We start from the raw sequence: 16,124 nt of genomic DNA on the forward strand, positions 1-16,124 counted from the left end.
CCCCCTCGCCGCTCCCGGCATGATCGCGGCGGCGATCTTCTCCTTCATCACCAGCTTCGACGAGTTCTACATCTCCCAGTTCCTCTCCTCCGTCGACACCGTCACCCTGCCGGTGCAGGTCTACAACTCCCTCACCTTCGAGATCGACCCCAGTGTGACCGCGGTCAGCGCGCTGCTCACCGCCTTCGCGATCCTCGCCCTGGGCCTGGTGGCCCTGGTGCGCTGGATCGGCTCCGGAAAGCAGGGCTCCCTGCTCTCGGTCGAGAACACGGCAGGCGTCGCCAACCCCGCAGGCGAGACCGTGTGACCACCAACGCCCGACGCCCGTGCTCTCGTGGCACACCATCCCGCCAAGACCGAAAGAGCCATGCGCATGACTGACACACTCACCGCTCCGTCAGGGGAGTCGGAAGCCCTTCAATCCGTCCCCCGTGGCTACCTCGCCCACGACTGGCGACCCGCCACCGGAGGTCGCACCTTCGAGGTGCGCAACCCCGCGACCGAGGAAGTCATCGCCACCGTCGCCGACTGCGACGCGCAGGACGCGGTGCGAGCACTGGACGCGGCGGCCGCGGCCGCCGACCAGTGGGCCTTCACCAGCCCGCGGGACCGCGCGAACGTCCTGCACCGTCTCACCGACGCCATGAGCGAACACCGCGAGCGGCTGGCCCGGATCATCACCCTGGAGATCGGCAAGACGATCACCGAAGCCCGCAGCGAGGTCGACTACGCCGCGGCCTATTTCCGCTGGTACGCCGAGGAGGCGGTCCGCCCGCACGCGCGCAGCACCCCCTCCCCGGACGGCAGGAGCCACATCGTCACCGTCGCCGAACCGGTAGGGCCCTGCCTGCTGATCACCCCGTGGAACGTTCCGCTGGCCATGGCCGCCCGCAAGGTCGCCGCCGCCCTGGCCGCCGGCTGCACCGCCGTACTCAAGCCGGCCAAACTCACCCCGCTGTCCTCCTTGGTGCTGGGCGAGCTGGCGCGTGAAGCCGGCGCGCCCGCAGGAGTCCTGACCGTGATCACCAGCAGCGACGCGGCAGCGGTCACCACGGCACTGCTGGCCGACCCACGGCTGCGCAAGCTGTCCTTCACCGGGTCCACCCCGGTCGGCAGGCTGCTGCTCCAGCAAGCCGGTGCCCGGGTGCTGCGCACCTCGATGGAGCTGGGCGGCAACGCGCCGTTCCTGGTCTTCGACGACGCCGACCTCGACCTCGCGGTCCGTGAAGCGATCATCGCGAAGATGCGGCTGGGCGGCCAGTCCTGTGTCGGCGCCAACCGGTTCCTGGTCCAGGAGGGGATCGCGGACGCGTTCGCCGCCGCGCTGGGCGAACGGATCGCCGCCATCCGGGTCGGCTCCCCGGAGCGGGAGGACACCGACCTCGGCCCGCTGGCCGACCACCGGGCGGTCGACAAGGCCCGCCACCTGATCGAGGACGCCGTGGCCCGTGGGGCACACGTCGTCGCCCAGGCGGACATCCCCGACGGGCCGGGCCACTACGCTGCCCCGACCGTGCTGGACCACGTCCCCGCCGACGCCGAGATCATGCACGAGGAAGTCTTCGGACCCGTCGCCGCCATCCACCGGTTCTCCACCGAAGCCGAGGGCATAGCGGTGGCCAACAACACCGAGCACGGCCTCGCGTCGTACGTGATCACGTCCCACATCGACCGCGCCCGCCGGGTCGCCGCCCGTCTGCAGGCCGGAATGGTCGCGATCAACCGCGGCCTGGTCTCCGAGGTCGCGGCACCCTTCGGCGGGATCAAGCAGTCCGGTCTGGGGCGCGAAGGCGGGCCCGAGGGCCTCCACGAGTACCAGCAGCTCAAGTACCTTTCACTGCCCGGCTTTCACACCTGAGCGAGCCTCACGCAGACCACGAACGGCTGCACCGCGTTCGCAGACCGGACATGAGGCACCGCACGGCTCGCGTCGTACGGCGCCGAGGTCAGCCTGCCCCTCCTCCACCGAAGTGGGCGGGCTGGCCGCGCTCCCCGGACCCACGCTCCAGCACCGACGACGACCTGATCGCCAGGAACGTCGAAAAACATCGGCGTCGAGTTCGACTGTGTCAGCACCGCCCAGCAAGCGGGCGCCTACAGCCGGACCGGCAGACCGTCGAACTCGCCGACGAAGCCAAGGGCGTCGAGCCGTCGCGACGGGCCTGTGCGCGGCCCATGTAGGTCGCGCGGCGGCGCGGCCCCGGGTACCTGACGGCCCCTCCCCGGCAAGCAAAAGGGCGAGGCCCGAAGACCCCGCCCGCCCCTCACGAAACCCCAGCTCAGGGCCACACCAGGCAATAAGGCTGATGCCCCGCCTCATGCAACCGATGGCTGAAGTCCTGCCACTCGTGCAGCAGTTGGTACACATTGAACGCGTCCCGCGGCCCGCCCCGGTCCGGGACCGTCGACCAGATGAAGGCCGCCGCGCCCACCGCCTCCTCGCCGATGCCCCGCAGGGGGTCGACGACGGTCATGGGGAGTTTGACCACCGCGTAGTCGGGGTGCAGGACGACCAGTTCCAGGGGCGGGACCTTGTACAGGGGGACGCCCTCGATGCCCGTGAGGACCATCGCCGCCATGGTCTCCGGCTTGATCTTCGTGAACATGCCGTTCATACCGAGCTCGTCGCCGCCGAGTTCCTCGGGACGCATCGAGATCGGGACGCGGGCCGCCGTCGCCCCGTCGGGCGCGCCGAAGTACTTGTACGTCACCCCCACCCGACCACCATTCCTGCTCCCCGTCCGAAGATCGTCCATCCGGCGTTCAGTACGGCGGTCGAGCCGGTCCGGTTCACTCGGCAGCCCCTGCGTCTGACGTGCTTCCTGCGTGTCCTCCGCTTCGCGCCGGTGCCTTCCCCGCCGGGCACGCCGAGGACCCAGGTCATCAGTCCCCTCGCCCAGTCCGCCACCGCGATGCATATCTCCACCCGACTGCTTTTCTAGGACGCGTCGCCCCCGCCGCGCAACCCGATCATCGTGTCAGTGACCTCCCCCGCGGCCGCTCGCCGAAACGTGCGCTGAAACATCTGTCCGCAGGATCTTCGCAGCCTCCGACCACCCCGGGCCGTTTGAGCTGTGTGTATCACGCCCCAGTCTCGCAGACGACAGAGGTCCGGGGACCCGTTGCGGCTCACTGTCCTACCCTGAACAGGTCACTCACACCCGGATCCCGACGACGTCGGAGAAGGTCGGAGAAGTCGCAGGTCATGAGCGAACTGGCATATCCGTATGAAGCACCGGCCTCGCAGGCTCTGTTCGACCGTGCGACGGCCGTCACACCCGGTGGCGTGAACTCGCCGGTGCGGGCCTTCCGTGCCGTCGGCGGCACACCGCGGTTCATGGTGTCCGGCAAGGGGCCGTATCTGACCGATGCCGACGGCAGGGAGTACGTCGACCTCGTGTGCTCCTGGGGGCCCATGATCCTCGGGCACTCGCACCCCGAGGTGATCGCCGCCGTGCAGGACGCCGTCGCCCGCGGTACGTCGTTCGGTACGCCCGGTGAGGGCGAGGTCGCGCTCGCCGAGGAGATGGTCGCGCGGGTCGAGCCGCTGGAGCAGGTGCGGCTGGTCTCCAGCGGCACCGAGGCGACCATGTCCGCGATCCGGCTCGCGCGCGGGTTCACCCAGCGCAGCAAGGTGATCAAGTTCGCCGGGTGCTACCACGGGCACGTCGACTCGCTGCTCGCCGCGGCGGGCAGCGGCGTCGCCACGTTCGCCCTCCCCGACACCCCCGGCGTCACCGGCGCCCAGGCCGGCGACACCGTCGTCCTGCCCTACAACGACCTCGACGCCGTACGCGCCGCCTTCGCCGCCCACCCCGGCGAGATCGCCTGCGTGATCACCGAGGCGTCCCCGGGCAACATGGGCGTCGTACCGCCCGCGGACGGCTTCAACCAGGGGCTGAAGGACCTGTGCGCCGAGCACGGCGCCCTCTACATCTCCGACGAGGTCATGACCGGGTTCCGGACCAGCCGGGCGGGGTGGTACGGGATCGACGGCGTGCGGCCGGACCTCATGACCTTCGGCAAGGTCATGGGCGGCGGCTTCCCGGCCGCGGCCTTCGGCGGACGCGCGGACGTGATGGCGCACCTCGCGCCGGCCGGGCCCGTCTACCAGGCCGGCACCCTGTCCGGGAACCCGGTGGCCACGGCGGCCGGACTCGCCCAGCTGCGGCTGCTCGACGAGGCCGCCTACGACCGGGTCAACGCCGCGTCGCAGCAGATCCGGGGGCTCGTCAGCGAGGCGCTGACCAAGGAGGGCGTCGCGCACACGCTGCAGAACGCCTCCAACATGTTCTCCGTGTTCTTCACCGACCGGCCGGTGCGCGACTACGAGGACGCCAAGGCGCAGGAGTCCTTCCGCTTCACCGCCTTCTTCCACTCGCTGCTCGCGGACGGCGTCTACCTGCCGCCGTCGTCCTTCGAGTCCTGGTTCGTCTCCGCCGCGCACGACGAGCGGGCCGTGCAGCGGATCGCCGACGCCCTCCCGGCGGCGGCCCGAGCCGCCGCGGAGGCCACGGCATGAGCAGCGAGACGACCCACGACACGAACGGCGACCTCACCGTCGTCCACGTCGTGCGGCACGGCGAGGTCGCCAACCCGGACGGCATCCTCTACGGGCGGCTGCCCGGCTACCACCTGTCCGAGCTGGGTCGGCGCATGGCCGACCGGGTCGCCGAGCACCTGGCGTCCCGCGATGTGACGTACGTCGTCGCCTCCCCGCTGGAGCGGGCGCAGGAGACGGCGGAGCCGATCGCCAAGGCGCACGGGCTGGACCTCGCGACGGACGAGCGGCTGATCGAGGCCGAGAACATCTTCCAGGGCAAGACGTTCGGCGTCGGGGACGGGGCGCTGCGCAAGCCCGGCAACTGGAAGCACCTGGTCAATCCGTTCCGGCCGTCCTGGGGCGAGTCGTACGTCGACCAGGTCGTGCGGATGACGAGCGCGCTGAGCGCCGCGAAGGACCGGGCCCGGGGCCATGAGGCCGTCGTGGTCAGCCATCAGCTGCCGATCTGGATCGTGCGGTCGTACGTGGAGCGGCGGCGGCTCTGGCACGACCCGCGCAAGCGGCAGTGCACGCTGGCCTCGCTGACGACCTTCACGTACCGGGGCGACAGGATCGTTTCCGTCGGCTACACCGAGCCGGCCCGCGATCTCGTCCCGGCGCATCTCCTCGCCGGCGCCAAGCCGGTGAAGGGGAAGGCCAAGGCGTTCGGCGCGTAAGCCCTTTCCGTCCGCCCTCTTCTGTGTGCTTACGACTCCTTCGTTACGGAATCTGCAAATATCAACGGAACCTCCCCGTTCATCACGACCTCTGACTGGGTGACCACCAGAGAACGTGATGAACGGGGATGCAATGCGCCCTTACTCCCGCAGGGGAATGCTCTCGATCGGCGCGGGGGCCGCGGCCGCCGTCTCCCTCGCCGGGTGCGGCGGACTCACCGGGTCGGACGAGTCCAGTCATGCCGACGGTTCCGGGGAATCCGCCCAGGGCGGGTCGAAGCCGAAGCCGGCCGCCCGGCCCATCGGTGACGGCTCCACCGCCTACACCGGCAAGCAGCCCCACCAGCCCGCGAAGCCCGAGCCGCTGGAGCCGGGCCAGACCCCGCCGCAGTTCGTGGTGTTCTCCTGGGACGGCGCCGGCGAGGTCGGCAACGGGCTCTTCCCGCGCTTCCTGGACCTGGCCAAGGAGCACGGCGCGAGCATGACCTTCTTCCTGTCCGGGCTGTATCTGCTGCCCGAGTCGAAGAAGCGCCTCTACGACCCGCCGAACAACCCGCGCGGCGCCTCCGACATCGGCTACCTCACCGACGAGCACGTCAAGGAGACGCTGAAGAACGTCCGCCGGGCCTGGCTGGAGGGGCACGAGATCGGCACGCACTTCAACGGGCACTTCTGCGGCGAGACCTACGGCTCGGTCAAGAACTGGACGCCCCGGCAGTGGCGCAGCGAGATCGACCAGGCGAAGTCCTTCGTGAAGGAGTGGCGCACCAACACCGGCTGGACCGACATGCCGTCGCTGCCGTTCGACTACGACAAGGAGCTCGTCGGCGGCCGTACGCCCTGTCTGCTCGGCCAGGACAACCTGCTGCCCACCGCCCGCGAGCTGGGCTGGCGCTATGACGCCTCCTCGCCCGGCGGCCGTCAGGTCTGGCCGGTGAAGCGGCAGGGGATCTGGGACCTGCCGTTGCAGCAGATACCTTTCCCCGGCCGTGGCTTCGAGGTCCTCTCCATGGACTACAACATGCTGGCGAACCAGTCGATCAGCACCACCAAGGCCCCGGCGCACAACTACCCGGGCTGGCGGCAGCAGTCGGCCCAGGCGTACATTCAGGGATTCAAGCGGGCATACGAGACAAACAGGGCGCCTCTCTTCATAGGCAACCACTTCGAGCAGTGGAACGGCGGCATCTACATGGACGCCGTGGAAGAGGCCTTCAAGCACATCGCGCGGGAGAAGGAGAAGGGCGCGGATGTGCGTCTCGTCTCCTTCCGGCAGTTCACCGACTGGCTGGACGTGCAGAAGCCCGAGGTGCTCGAAAAGCTCCGCACGCTGGAGGTCGGGCAGCAACCGGCCGGTGGGTGGAAGGGGTTCGTCGAGAAGACCCCGCAGGGGGCCGGGACGCCCTCCCAGAACGCCGCCTGAAATGCGGTTTTCCGCCCGCAAGGGGGGTGGGCGAGAGCCTCGGAACGGACATGCGAAACTTTTCACATGAGTGCCGCCAGCCGCGCCCCCCTGCGTTCGAACCGCTCGATCCGCTCGATCCGCACGGCCCGCTCGACCCGGGTCCGTCGCCGCGCCGCCCTGACCGCCGGTGCCGCCGTGGCGGCGCTGCTCGTCACCGCGTGCGGCTCCGGCGGCACCTCCGGCGGGGGCGGCAACACCAACTTCGTCACCGGCACCGACGGCATCGCCACGGTCGCCCGGGGCGAGCGCACCCCGGCACCCGACCTGTCCGGCAAGACCATCGCCGGCAAGACCCTCGACGTCGCCGACTACAAGGGCAAGGTCGTCGTCCTCAACGTGTGGGGGTCCTGGTGCAACCCCTGCCGCGCCGAGGCCAAGTACTTCGCGAAGGTCTCCAAGGAGTACGCCGGCAAGGGCGTGCAGTTCGTCGGCATCAACACCCGCGACACCTCAACCGGCGCCGCGCTCGCCTTCGAGAAGGACTGGGACATCACCTACCCCAGCCTCTACGACCCGACCGGCAAGCTGCTGCTGCGCTTCGACAGGGGCACCCTCAACCCGCAGGCGATCCCCTCCACCCTGATCCTCGACCGGGACGGGAAGATCGCGGCCCGCTCGCTGTCCGCCCTCAGTGAGGAACGGCTTGTGAAGATGCTCAAGCCGGTCGTCGCCGAGAAGTGAGCGGAGTAGTGACGTGAGCGCGCTCACCCTCGCCGCGGTAGCGGACCCCAACGGCACGGTGCTCAACGGCGCCCTGCTGGTGGCCCTGCCCATCGCCCTGCTCGGTGGACTCGTCTCCTTCTTCTCCCCCTGCGTGCTGCCGCTCGTGCCCGGCTACCTCTCCTACGTCACCGGAGTCAGCGGCACCGACCTGGCCGAGGCCCGGCGCGGCCGGATGGTCGCCGGGGCCTCGCTGTTCGTGCTCGGCTTCACGGCCGTCTTCGTCTCCGGCGGGGCCTTCTTCGGGTACTTCGGCCAGACGCTCCAGGCGGAGCGCGGCGTGCTCTCCAAGGTGCTGGGCGTCTTCATGATCCTCATGGGCGTCTTCTTCATGGGCCTGATGCCCTGGCTCACCCAGCGCGAGTTCCGTTTCCACCGCAAGCCGGCCGCCGGTCTCGTCGGCGCCCCCGTGCTCGGCGCGCTGTTCGGCATCGGCTGGACACCCTGCATCGGCCCGACGCTGGCCGCCGTCCAGACCCTCGCCCTGAACCAGGGCAGCGCGGGTCGCGGAGCGGTACTGACCATCGCGTACTGTCTGGGCCTGGGCGTGCCGTTCGTGCTCGCCGCGGTCGCGTTCCGCAAGGCCCTCGGCGCCTTCGGGTGGATCAAGCGCCACTACGTCTGGGTGATGCGGATCGGCGGCACCATGATGATCGTGACCGGTCTGCTGCTGCTGACCGGCGCCTGGGACCGCATCGTGCAGGAGATGCAGGTCTGGTCCGACGGCTTCACTGTGGGGATCTGATCGATGAGCAAGACCACCGCCTCCGACCCGGCCCCGACCGCCGCCGAGAACCGGGAGCTGGGCGACGCCGGCTCCCAGCTGTCCACCGCCCCCACGGAGGACGCGCCGGGCCTGCCCTCCCTGGGCGTCATCGGCTGGTTCCGCTGGTTCTGGCGGCAGCTGACCTCCATGCGGGTCGCGCTGCTGCTGCTCCTGCTGCTCTCCCTCGGCGCGATCCCCGGCTCGCTCATCCCGCAGAGCGGCACCGACGAGACGAAGGTCGCCGACTTCCGCAAGGCCCACCCCACCCTCGGGGACGTCTACGACAAGCTCGGCCTGTTCCACGTCTACAGCTCGGTGTGGTTCTCCGCGGTCTACATCCTGCTGTTCATCTCCCTCATCGGCTGCATCGTCCCCCGCACCTGGCAGTTCGTGGGTCAGCTGCGCGGCCGTCCGCCCCGCGCGCCCCGGCGGCTGAACCGGCTGCCCGCCCACACCACCTGGCGCACCACGGCCGAGCCCGAGCAGGTCCGCAGCGCCGCCCTGGCCCTGCTGAAGAAGCGCCGCTTCCGCGCCCACCTCGCCGGTGACGCCGTCGCCGCCGAGAAGGGCTACCTGCGCGAACTGGGCAACCTCGCCTTCCACATCGCCCTCATCGTGCTGCTGGTCGCCTTCGCCTGGGGCCAGCTGTACAAGTCCGAGGGCAACAAGCTGGTCGTCGAGGGCGACGGCTTCTCCAACACCCTCACCCAGTACGACGACTTCAAGTCCGGCAACCTCTTCACCTCCGACGACCTGGTGCCCTTCAGCTTCAACCTGAAGAAGTTCACCGGCACCTACGAGCGCACCGGCCCCAACAAGGGCACCCCGCGCCTCTACCAGGCCGACCTCACCTACAGCGACGGCCCCTACGGCAAGGACCAGAAGACCACCGTCAAGGTCAACCACCCGCTGCAGATCGGCGACGCCAAGGTCTACCTCGTCAGCCACGGCTACGCCCCGGTCATCACCGTCCGCGACGCCACGGGCAGGGTCGTCTACGACGACGCCGTGCCGCTGCTGCCGCTCGACGCCAACGTCACCTCCTCCGGCGTCGTCAAGGTCCTCGACGGCTACCGCAACGCCCAGGGCAAGAAGGAACAGCTCGGCTTCAACGCGTTCTTCGTGCCGACCTTCGGCGGCGCCGCCAGCGGCACGATGCTGTCGCAGTTCCCCGCGCTGGACCATCCGCTGCTCGCGCTGTCCGCCTACCACGGCGACCTGGGGGCCGACTCCGGCATCCCGCAGAGCGTGTACCAGATGGACAAGACCAACATGAAGGAGTTCAAGGACTCCAAGGGCAAGCTGTTCAAGAAGCTGCTGCGCCCCGGCGAGACCATGAAGCTCCCGAACGGCGCCGGTTCGGTCACCTTCGGCAAGGACGTCAAGGAGTGGGCCGGCTTCCAGGTCGTCCAGGAGCCCGGCGGCGGCTGGGCCCTCGCCGGGGCCCTCGCGGCCATCGGCGGTCTCGCCGCCTCCCTGTTCATCCAGCGCCGCCGCGTCTGGGTCCGCGCGGTCCGGGGCGCCGACGGCGTCACCGTCGTGGAGATGGCCGGCCTCGGCCGCAGCGAGTCCGCCAAGGTCCCCGAGGAACTCGGCGAGCTCGCCGGGATCCTCTACGACCAGGCACCGGCCGCGCCCGGCCCCGACGACCCCGCAGATTCCCCCGACACCGACCAGGAGCCGGGTACCGCAACCCCCGTACCTGCCGAAGGGGCTGAGAAGTGACTCTCGCCGCCGCCACCAACGAACACCTCGCGAACATCAGCAATGTGCTGATCTACTCCGCGATGGCCGTCTACACCCTGGCGTTCTTCGCGTACATCGCCGAATGGCTCTTCGGCAGCCGCAGCAAGGTCGCCAAGACCGCCGCCGCACTCACCGCCAAGCCGGCCGACGCGAAGAAGGCGCCCGCCGTCACCGTCAACCAGGCCGGCGGCACCGCCGTCCTGGAGCGGCCCAAGGTCACCGTGCGGGCCGGGGCCGGGCAGCGGGACGTGCCGGACGGGCCCGGGGCGCACGGCGGTGACGAACAGGGCGACCTGTACGGCCGGATCGCCATCTCCCTCACCGTGCTCGCCTTCCTGATCGAGCTGGGCGGCGTCATCGCCCGCGCGGCCTCGGTGGAGCGGGCCCCGTGGGGCAACATGTACGAGTTCAACATCACGTTCTCCACGGTCGCCGTCGGTGTGTACCTCGGGCTGCTGGCGCTGAAGAAGAACGTGCGCTGGCTGGGCCTGTTCCTGATCACCTCGGTCCTGCTGGACCTGGGCCTCGCGGTCACCGTCCTCTACACCGCCAGCGACCAGCTGGTCCCGGCCCTGCACTCGTACTGGCTCTACATCCACGTCTCCACGGCGATCTTCTGCGGCGCGGTCTTCTACGTGGGCGCGGTCGGCACGATCCTGTACCTCTTCAAGGACTCCTACGAGAACAAGCTCGCGAGCGGCGGCACGCCCGGCACCTTCGCGACGTCCGTGCTGGAGCGGCTGCCCTCCTCCGCCTCCCTCGACAAGTTCTCCTACCGCGTCAACGCGGCCGTCTTCCCGCTGTGGACGTTCACGATCATCGCGGGCGCCATCTGGGCCGGCGACGCCTGGGGCCGCTACTGGGGCTGGGACCCGAAGGAGACCTGGTCCTTCATCACCTGGGTCGCCTACGCCTGCTACCTGCACGCCCGCGCCACCGCCGGCTGGAAGGGCCGCAAGGCCGCCTACCTGGCCCTGATCGCCTTCGGCTGCTGGCTGTTCAACTACTACGGCGTGAACATCTTCGTCTCCGGCAAGCACTCCTACGCGGGCGTGTAGCGCTCCCGCGGAAGCCTCGGTCACACGGGTGAGGGGCCCGGCCCGGCTGCCGGCGATCCGGTCGTCGTCCCGGCCGCGGTGAGCCGGTCGAGGTGGGCGTGGAGGGCAGCCGCGCCTTCGATCATGGCCCTGCTCCGAGCCGTCAGCGCCTGACCACGCGCCGCCACGGCCGCCCGCAGCGCCTCACTGCTGCCCTCGCGCCGCAGCCCCTGAAGCACCGGCCGGATCTGGTCGAAGAGGTAGTGACTGCGGCGCAGCGTGTGCACGAGGCGGGCGTCGCGCACATCGGCGGGTTCGTACACCCGGTACCCCGTCCCGCGCTCCCGGCTCGGCGTGAGCAGCCCGGCCCCCTCCCACACCCGGAGCGCGGACGTCCGTACGCCCAGCAACGCGGCCACCTCCCCGATGCGCAAGCCCCCGGACCGGGGCAGCGGGGCGGGCGGTTCGGCCGCCAGCAGCTCCAGGGCCTCGCTCGCGGCCCGCAGGGAGACCCGCTCCTCGTGCAGGGCGGCGTGCGCGGCGTCGACCAGGGCGAGCGCGCCCGGGACGTCGTCGTGCAGGGCGCGCATGATCCCTGTCGCGGTCTGCGGCCCGTACCCCCGCAGCAGGGCCCGGTACGCCAGCAGGGCGCCGCGGTGCGTGTCGGTGAAGACGCGGTAGCCGGACGCGGTCCGCCCGGCGGGCGGCAGCACTCCGGCGTCCTCGTAGTTGCGGATCTGCTGCGTCGAGACACCGGCCAGCCGTGCGAGGTCGACGGGGCGGTAACGGCGTTCGTTGGTCATCGATTTGAAGGTTACGGCAGAGCACCCGGCGTCAGTGCCCGAAAAGTCTCAACGCTGCACTTCAATGGAAGACTTGAAGGAATGGACAACAGCATCCGGGTCACCGGCGCCCGCCTACACAACCTCAAGAACGTCTCCCTCTCCCTGCCGAAGAACAAGCTGGTCGTCCTGACCGGCCTGTCCGGCTCCGGCAAGTCCACGCTCGCCTTCGACACCCTCCACCAGGAGGGCCAGCGGCAGTACCTGGAGTCGCTGGGCATGGTCACCGGCTTCGTCAGCAAACCCGCCGTCGACTCCATCAGCGGCCTGTCCCCGTCCATCAGCGTCGACCAGCACCTCACCAACCGCAGCCCGCGCTCCACGGTCGGCACGGTCACCGAGGTGTTCACCTACCTGCGGCTGCTGTGGTCGCGGATCGGGACCCGCCCCTGCCCCGGCTGCGGCAAGAGCATCCCGCCGTCGTACGCCAACGCCGCCGGGGCCGCCGCGGCCGACGACGACGCCGAGGGCGAGCGGATCCCCTGCCCGCACTGCGGCACGCTCGTGCCCGAGCTGGTGATGGGCTCCTTCTCCTTCAACAAGCCCGCGGGCGCCTGCCCGTCCTGCACCGGCCTCGGCGAGGTCATCCGGCCCGACGTACGGCGCCTGGTCGACGGCTCCCGCTCGCCGGCCGAGGGGGCGGTACGCGGCTGGAACCCCAAGCTCACCGAATGGAACCTCACCGCGCTGCGGGCCGCCGCCCGCCACTACGGCTTCACCTTCGATGCGGACCTCCCGGTCGACGAACTGGGCGAGCCGCAGCGGGACTTGCTGGTCCACGGCGTCGAAAGCCCCGAGTTCCGGCGGCACTTCCCGTCGGTGGCGGCGCCGACGACCGTGGCGACGGGCCGCTTCGAGGGGGTCGCGACCGCGCTGCTGCGCCGCTACACGGAGCGCGCCGACGACCCCGAGTACTGCGAACGGGCCGAGAAGCAGGGCCTGGTGAAACAGCCCTGCGGGGAGTGCGAGGGCACCCGGCTGCGGCCCGAGAGCCGGGCGGTGACCGTGCGCGGACTGACGATCGTCGAGGCGGCCCGCCTGCCCCTCACCGACCTCGACGGCTGGCTGGCCGGCCTGAAGGAGGGCTCGGCCGGGGAGGAGTGGCTGCTCGTGGAGCCGGTCGTCGCCGACCTGGAGGAGCGGGTACGGCGCCTGGTGGACGTCGGAGTCGGCTACCTCAGCCTGGACCAGTCCACGCCGAGCCTCTCCGCCGGGGAGACGCAGCGGCTGCGGCTGGCCGCCCTGCTCGGCTCGGGCCTGACCGGCGTGCTGTACGTCCTCGACGAGCCGACCATCGGCCTGCACCCCTCGGACACCGCCCGTCTGATCGGTGTCCTGCGCCGGCTGCGCGACCTGGGCAACACCGTGCTGGTCGTCGAGCACGACCTGGACGTGCTGCGGGCGGCGGACCACGTGGTGGACGTCGGCCCGGGGGCGGGCCGGGACGGCGGCCGGATCGTGGCGGCCGGGACGCCGCAGGAGGTGGCCCGCGCCGAGTCCTCGGTGACCGGCGCGTATCTGTCGGGCCGGCTGCCCGCGCCCGCGTCCCGTGGCCGCGGCGACAGCGCCTCGGCGCTCGTGATCCGCGGGGCCCGGGCCCACAACCTCAAGGACGTGACCGTACGGATCCCGCTGAACCGCCTGGTGACGGTCACGGGCCCGTCCGGCTCGGGCAAGTCGACGCTGCTGCTGGACATCCTGGGCCGGGCCGCCCGCCGTCACTACCACGGGGCGGGGGACCTCCCGGCCGAACACGACGGCATCGACGGCTGGGAGCACCTCTCCAAGGCCGTCCTCATCGACCAGGAGCCCATCAGCCGCGTCCCGCGCTCCAACGCGGCGACGTACTCGGACGTCTTCACCCCGATCCGGGAGGTCTTCGCCGCGAGCAGCGAAGGACGCCTGACGGCGGGCCGGTTCTCCTTCAACGTCCCCGGCGGACGCTGCGAACGCTGTGAGGGCGCGGGCGTGCTCACCGTGCGGATGCACTTCCTCCCGGCCGTGGAGGTGCGCTGCCCGGCCTGCCAGGGCCGCCGCTTCCGGCCCGAGGTGCTGGCCGTGCGGTACCAGGGGTACGACATAGCCGAGGTGCTGGCGGCGACGGTGGACGAGGCGCTCGGGGTGTTCCGGGACGTGCCCGGCGTGGCCTCCCGACTCCAGCGCATGGCGGACGTCGGCCTCGGCTACCTGCCGCTGGGACAGCCCGCGCCCACACTGTCCGGGGGCGAGGCCCAGCGCCTCAAGCTGGCGAAGGAACTGGGCCGCCGGGCCGCCGACCGGACCCTCTACGTCCTCGACGAGCCGACGACCGGTCTGCACGCGGCGGACTCCGCGCGACTGCTGGACGTGCTCCAGCGGCTGGTGGACGCGGGGCACTCCGTCCTCACCATCGAGCACAACGTCGACGTCATGCGGGCCTCGGACTGGCTGATCGACCTCGGGCCGGTCGGCGGGGCCGGAGGCGGCCGGGTGGTGGCCGAGGGGACCCCGGGGGAGGTGGCGGCCGCGCGGGCGTCCCGGACCGGCGGGTTTCTGGCTGGGTGACCTGCGCAGGGCTCTCGGGATCGCCCGTTTCCTCGGCGGCGTCGTGCCCCGTCAGCCCTGCCTCTCCAGCACCGCGTAGTCGGCGAAGCTGCGGCGGTAGCGCAGGTGCCGGGTCTCCTGGGTGTGCCTGCGCTGCCACTCCTCCACCTCGGCCGGGGCCTGGCGCGGCCCCGAACTCGCCCCGCAGTCCTCCTCCTCTCCCGAGACGCAGTACGCCTGGTACTCCGGCAGCGCCGACGCGTCCTGCACGATCGAGTACGGCACGTACCGGAAGATCCGGCGCCCCGCCGGTTCCCCGCCGTGCTCCTGCCTCTGGTGCTGACGCAGCAGCACGTTCGCGTCCGTCACGGCACTCCCGTCGAACGCGGCCCGCGCCTTGTCCCGGCGGACGCCGAGTTCCTCACACGTCGCGCATCCCGGCACGGGCGCGGGGGGCCGGCTCGGACCGGCTGACAGCCCTTCCCTGGAACGGTCGTTGGCCGCGCGTACGCCCGCGCTGAGCCGTTCCTCCAGGGTGGCCACCCGGATCCGCGCCGGGTCCGCCTGCCACTCCCGGCCGCCGCCGACCGGGCGCAGCATCACATACGGGCCGGTTCTGTCCTGGTACTCGCCGACCTTGCGCGTCGCAGGGTCGTAGACGAGCGTTCCCGGTTCCATTCCGTGCACCTCCGTAACTCTGGGTGTACAGAGCGTTGCGCAGGGGAACAGTCCGGTTCAATGCTTGGCGTGTGACACCGGTGCACTGTCACGGAGGGGGATGGCCGTGAGCCGACGCAACGGCGGGGCGGAGTCAGGGGCGAGCACGGCGGCCGTGTTCGGAGAGGTGCTGCGGCATTTCCGCGAGGCGGCGCTGCTCACGCAGGAGGCGCTGGCGAGGCAGATCCCGTGCGACCGCTCGCATGTGGCGCGGGTGGAGGCGGGCACGAGGGTTCCGCAGGAGAGTTTCGCCAAGAAGTGCGACGAGCTTCTCGGCACGGGTGGGGTGTTGCTGCGGTTGTGGGGGCGGATCGACTGGTATCCGCAGGTGGAGCATCCGGACTGGTTTCGGCGGCGGGCGGAGATGGACGAGGAGGCCGTGACCCTGCGGGAGTACCAGGAGCGTGTCATCCCGGGGTTGTTACAGACGTCGGACTACGCTCGGGCGCTGTCCTCGCGCTACGTGAGGGGGGCGGAGCTGGAGGAGCGAGTCCGAGCCCGGATGAGTCGACAGCAGCGTTTCCTCGCCGATGGCGGTCCGCTGTACATCGTCGTCCTCGACGAGAGCTGCTTGCGCAACGTGGTCGGTGGTCCGGCTGTCATGCGGGACCAGTACGCGCACTTGCTCAGCGTCGCGCAGCGCCCCAACATCCGTATCCAGGTCGCGCCCGCAGGTCCCCTCGAAATCGTTCGTCCCAGTGGCTCCATGTCCCTGATCACGCTGCCCGAAGGGCGCCAGTGGCTCTATTCGGAGTCCCTCAACCGTGGCCACTTCACCAACGATCCAGCCCTCTATGAGCGCTATAACCAGTTCTATGATGTGCTCAGGGCGGACGCCCTGTCAGCTCCCCAGTCCGCCGCTCTGATCCACGAGGCGATGGAGAGGTACGAGCACTATGGACCGGAACGAGCTCGGCACAGTGACCTGGGTCAAGAGCAGCTACAGCGACGGCAACGGCGGCAACTGCATCGAAATCGCCCCCGATACCCCCGGCGTCGTCCCCATCCGCGACAGCAAAACCCCTGACGGACCGGTCCTGCTCGTCACCCGGTCCGCCTGGTCCGCTTTCCTCGCCGGCGTGCGCTGA

At 70.6% G+C, this 16,124-nt stretch carries 15 protein-coding genes; 12 read left to right on the top strand and 3 right to left on the bottom strand.

The genetic code is table 11. The annotated features are described in order from the left end of the window. The coding region (locus tag ACFZDA_RS38165) for an ABC transporter permease (protein WP_391090541.1) at positions 1-307 on the top strand (307 nt) is incomplete at its 5' end. Positions 308-373: 66 nt separating this feature from the next. Beyond that, positions 374-1,858, top strand: coding sequence for an aldehyde dehydrogenase family protein (locus tag ACFZDA_RS38170; protein WP_391090543.1), 1,485 nt, complete (start codon positions 374-376; stop codon positions 1,856-1,858). Between the two features lie 421 nt (positions 1,859-2,279). Here ACFZDA_RS38170 and ACFZDA_RS38175 read toward each other — a convergent pair whose 3' ends face one another. After that, entirely contained in the window at positions 2,280-2,717 is a 438-nt protein-coding gene (locus tag ACFZDA_RS38175) for a hypothetical protein (protein ID WP_301983146.1), read from the bottom strand. 488 nt (positions 2,718-3,205) lie between these two features. Here ACFZDA_RS38175 and hemL point away from each other — a divergent pair, with 488 nt between their 5' ends. The 7 genes from hemL (at position 3,206) to ccsB (ending at position 10,975) form a co-directional block, all read left to right on the top strand. Continuing rightward, positions 3,206-4,522 (top strand): glutamate-1-semialdehyde 2,1-aminomutase, encoded by a 1,317-nt coding sequence (gene hemL, locus ACFZDA_RS38180; RefSeq protein WP_391090545.1) that lies wholly within the window; start codon positions 3,206-3,208, stop codon positions 4,520-4,522. After that, positions 4,519-5,220 carry a histidine phosphatase family protein gene (locus ACFZDA_RS38185; RefSeq protein ID WP_391090547.1) on the top strand — a complete coding sequence of 234 codons (702 nt, stop codon included), beginning with the start codon at positions 4,519-4,521 and terminating at the stop codon, positions 5,218-5,220. Before hemL ends, ACFZDA_RS38185 begins: the two co-directional genes overlap by 4 nt. A 133-nt stretch (positions 5,221-5,353) precedes the next feature. Beyond that, positions 5,354-6,643 (top strand): hypothetical protein, encoded by a 1,290-nt coding sequence (locus ACFZDA_RS38190; protein WP_391090549.1) that lies wholly within the window; start codon positions 5,354-5,356, stop codon positions 6,641-6,643. 66 nt (positions 6,644-6,709) lie between these two features. Then, positions 6,710-7,366 carry a redoxin domain-containing protein gene (locus ACFZDA_RS38195; RefSeq protein WP_391090551.1) on the top strand — a complete coding sequence of 219 codons (657 nt, stop codon included), beginning with the start codon at positions 6,710-6,712 and terminating at the stop codon, positions 7,364-7,366. A 13-nt stretch (positions 7,367-7,379) separates the two neighbouring features. Continuing rightward, positions 7,380-8,150: a cytochrome c biogenesis CcdA family protein gene (locus tag ACFZDA_RS38200; protein ID WP_086563960.1), complete on the top strand. Its 771-nt coding sequence runs from the start codon at positions 7,380-7,382 to the stop codon at positions 8,148-8,150. Between the two features lie 3 nt (positions 8,151-8,153). Continuing rightward, positions 8,154-9,896 (top strand): cytochrome c biogenesis protein ResB, encoded by a 1,743-nt coding sequence (locus tag ACFZDA_RS38205; protein ID WP_391090554.1) that lies wholly within the window; start codon positions 8,154-8,156, stop codon positions 9,894-9,896. Continuing rightward, entirely contained in the window at positions 9,893-10,975 is a 1,083-nt protein-coding gene (ccsB, locus tag ACFZDA_RS38210; RefSeq protein ID WP_391090556.1) for a c-type cytochrome biogenesis protein CcsB, read from the top strand. Before ACFZDA_RS38205 ends, ccsB begins: the two co-directional genes overlap by 4 nt. A gap of 20 nt (positions 10,976-10,995) precedes the next feature. Here ccsB and ACFZDA_RS38215 read toward each other — a convergent pair whose 3' ends face one another. Continuing rightward, positions 10,996-11,757 (bottom strand): MerR family transcriptional regulator, encoded by a 762-nt coding sequence (locus ACFZDA_RS38215; RefSeq protein ID WP_391090558.1) that lies wholly within the window; start codon positions 11,755-11,757, stop codon positions 10,996-10,998. Positions 11,758-11,838: 81 nt separating this feature from the next. Between ACFZDA_RS38215 and uvrA the strand changes: the two genes are divergently transcribed. Continuing rightward, positions 11,839-14,340 (top strand): excinuclease ABC subunit UvrA, encoded by a 2,502-nt coding sequence (gene uvrA / locus ACFZDA_RS38220; RefSeq protein WP_391090560.1) that lies wholly within the window; start codon positions 11,839-11,841, stop codon positions 14,338-14,340. A gap of 51 nt (positions 14,341-14,391) precedes the next feature. Here uvrA and ACFZDA_RS38225 read toward each other — a convergent pair whose 3' ends face one another. After that, positions 14,392-14,997 carry a hypothetical protein gene (locus tag ACFZDA_RS38225; protein ID WP_391090562.1) on the bottom strand — a complete coding sequence of 202 codons (606 nt, stop codon included), beginning with the start codon at positions 14,995-14,997 and terminating at the stop codon, positions 14,392-14,394. A gap of 106 nt (positions 14,998-15,103) precedes the next feature. On the opposite strand from ACFZDA_RS38225, the gene ACFZDA_RS38230 reads away from it, so the two are divergent. Both ACFZDA_RS38230 and ACFZDA_RS38235 read left to right on the top strand, forming a co-directional pair. Further along, positions 15,104-16,063 carry a Scr1 family TA system antitoxin-like transcriptional regulator gene (locus ACFZDA_RS38230; RefSeq protein WP_391090564.1) on the top strand — a complete coding sequence of 320 codons (960 nt, stop codon included), beginning with the start codon at positions 15,104-15,106 and terminating at the stop codon, positions 16,061-16,063. Continuing rightward, on the top strand, positions 16,011-16,124 hold the full coding sequence (locus ACFZDA_RS38235) for a DUF397 domain-containing protein (RefSeq protein WP_391090767.1): 114 nt from the start codon (positions 16,011-16,013) through the stop codon (positions 16,122-16,124). Before ACFZDA_RS38230 ends, ACFZDA_RS38235 begins: the two co-directional genes overlap by 53 nt.

Source organism: Streptomyces sp. NPDC007991 (assembly GCF_042958445.1).
GTDB lineage: Bacteria > Actinomycetota > Actinomycetes > Streptomycetales > Streptomycetaceae > Streptomyces.

Coding starts and splice junctions, on each gene's coding strand:
- ACFZDA_RS38170 (WP_391090543.1), top strand. CDS start 374: ATGACTGACACACTCACCGCTCCGTCAGGGGAGTCGGAAGCCCTTCAA.
- hemL (WP_391090545.1), top strand. CDS start 3,206: ATGAGCGAACTGGCATATCCGTATGAAGCACCGGCCTCGCAGGCTCTG.
- ACFZDA_RS38185 (WP_391090547.1), top strand. CDS start 4,519: ATGAGCAGCGAGACGACCCACGACACGAACGGCGACCTCACCGTCGTC.
- ACFZDA_RS38190 (WP_391090549.1), top strand. CDS start 5,354: ATGCGCCCTTACTCCCGCAGGGGAATGCTCTCGATCGGCGCGGGGGCC.
- ACFZDA_RS38195 (WP_391090551.1), top strand. CDS start 6,710: ATGAGTGCCGCCAGCCGCGCCCCCCTGCGTTCGAACCGCTCGATCCGC.
- ACFZDA_RS38205 (WP_391090554.1), top strand. CDS start 8,154: ATGAGCAAGACCACCGCCTCCGACCCGGCCCCGACCGCCGCCGAGAAC.
- ACFZDA_RS38215 (WP_391090558.1), bottom strand. CDS start 11,757: ATGACCAACGAACGCCGTTACCGCCCCGTCGACCTCGCACGGCTGGCC.
- uvrA (WP_391090560.1), top strand. CDS start 11,839: ATGGACAACAGCATCCGGGTCACCGGCGCCCGCCTACACAACCTCAAG.
- ACFZDA_RS38225 (WP_391090562.1), bottom strand. CDS start 14,997: ATGGAACCGGGAACGCTCGTCTACGACCCTGCGACGCGCAAGGTCGGC.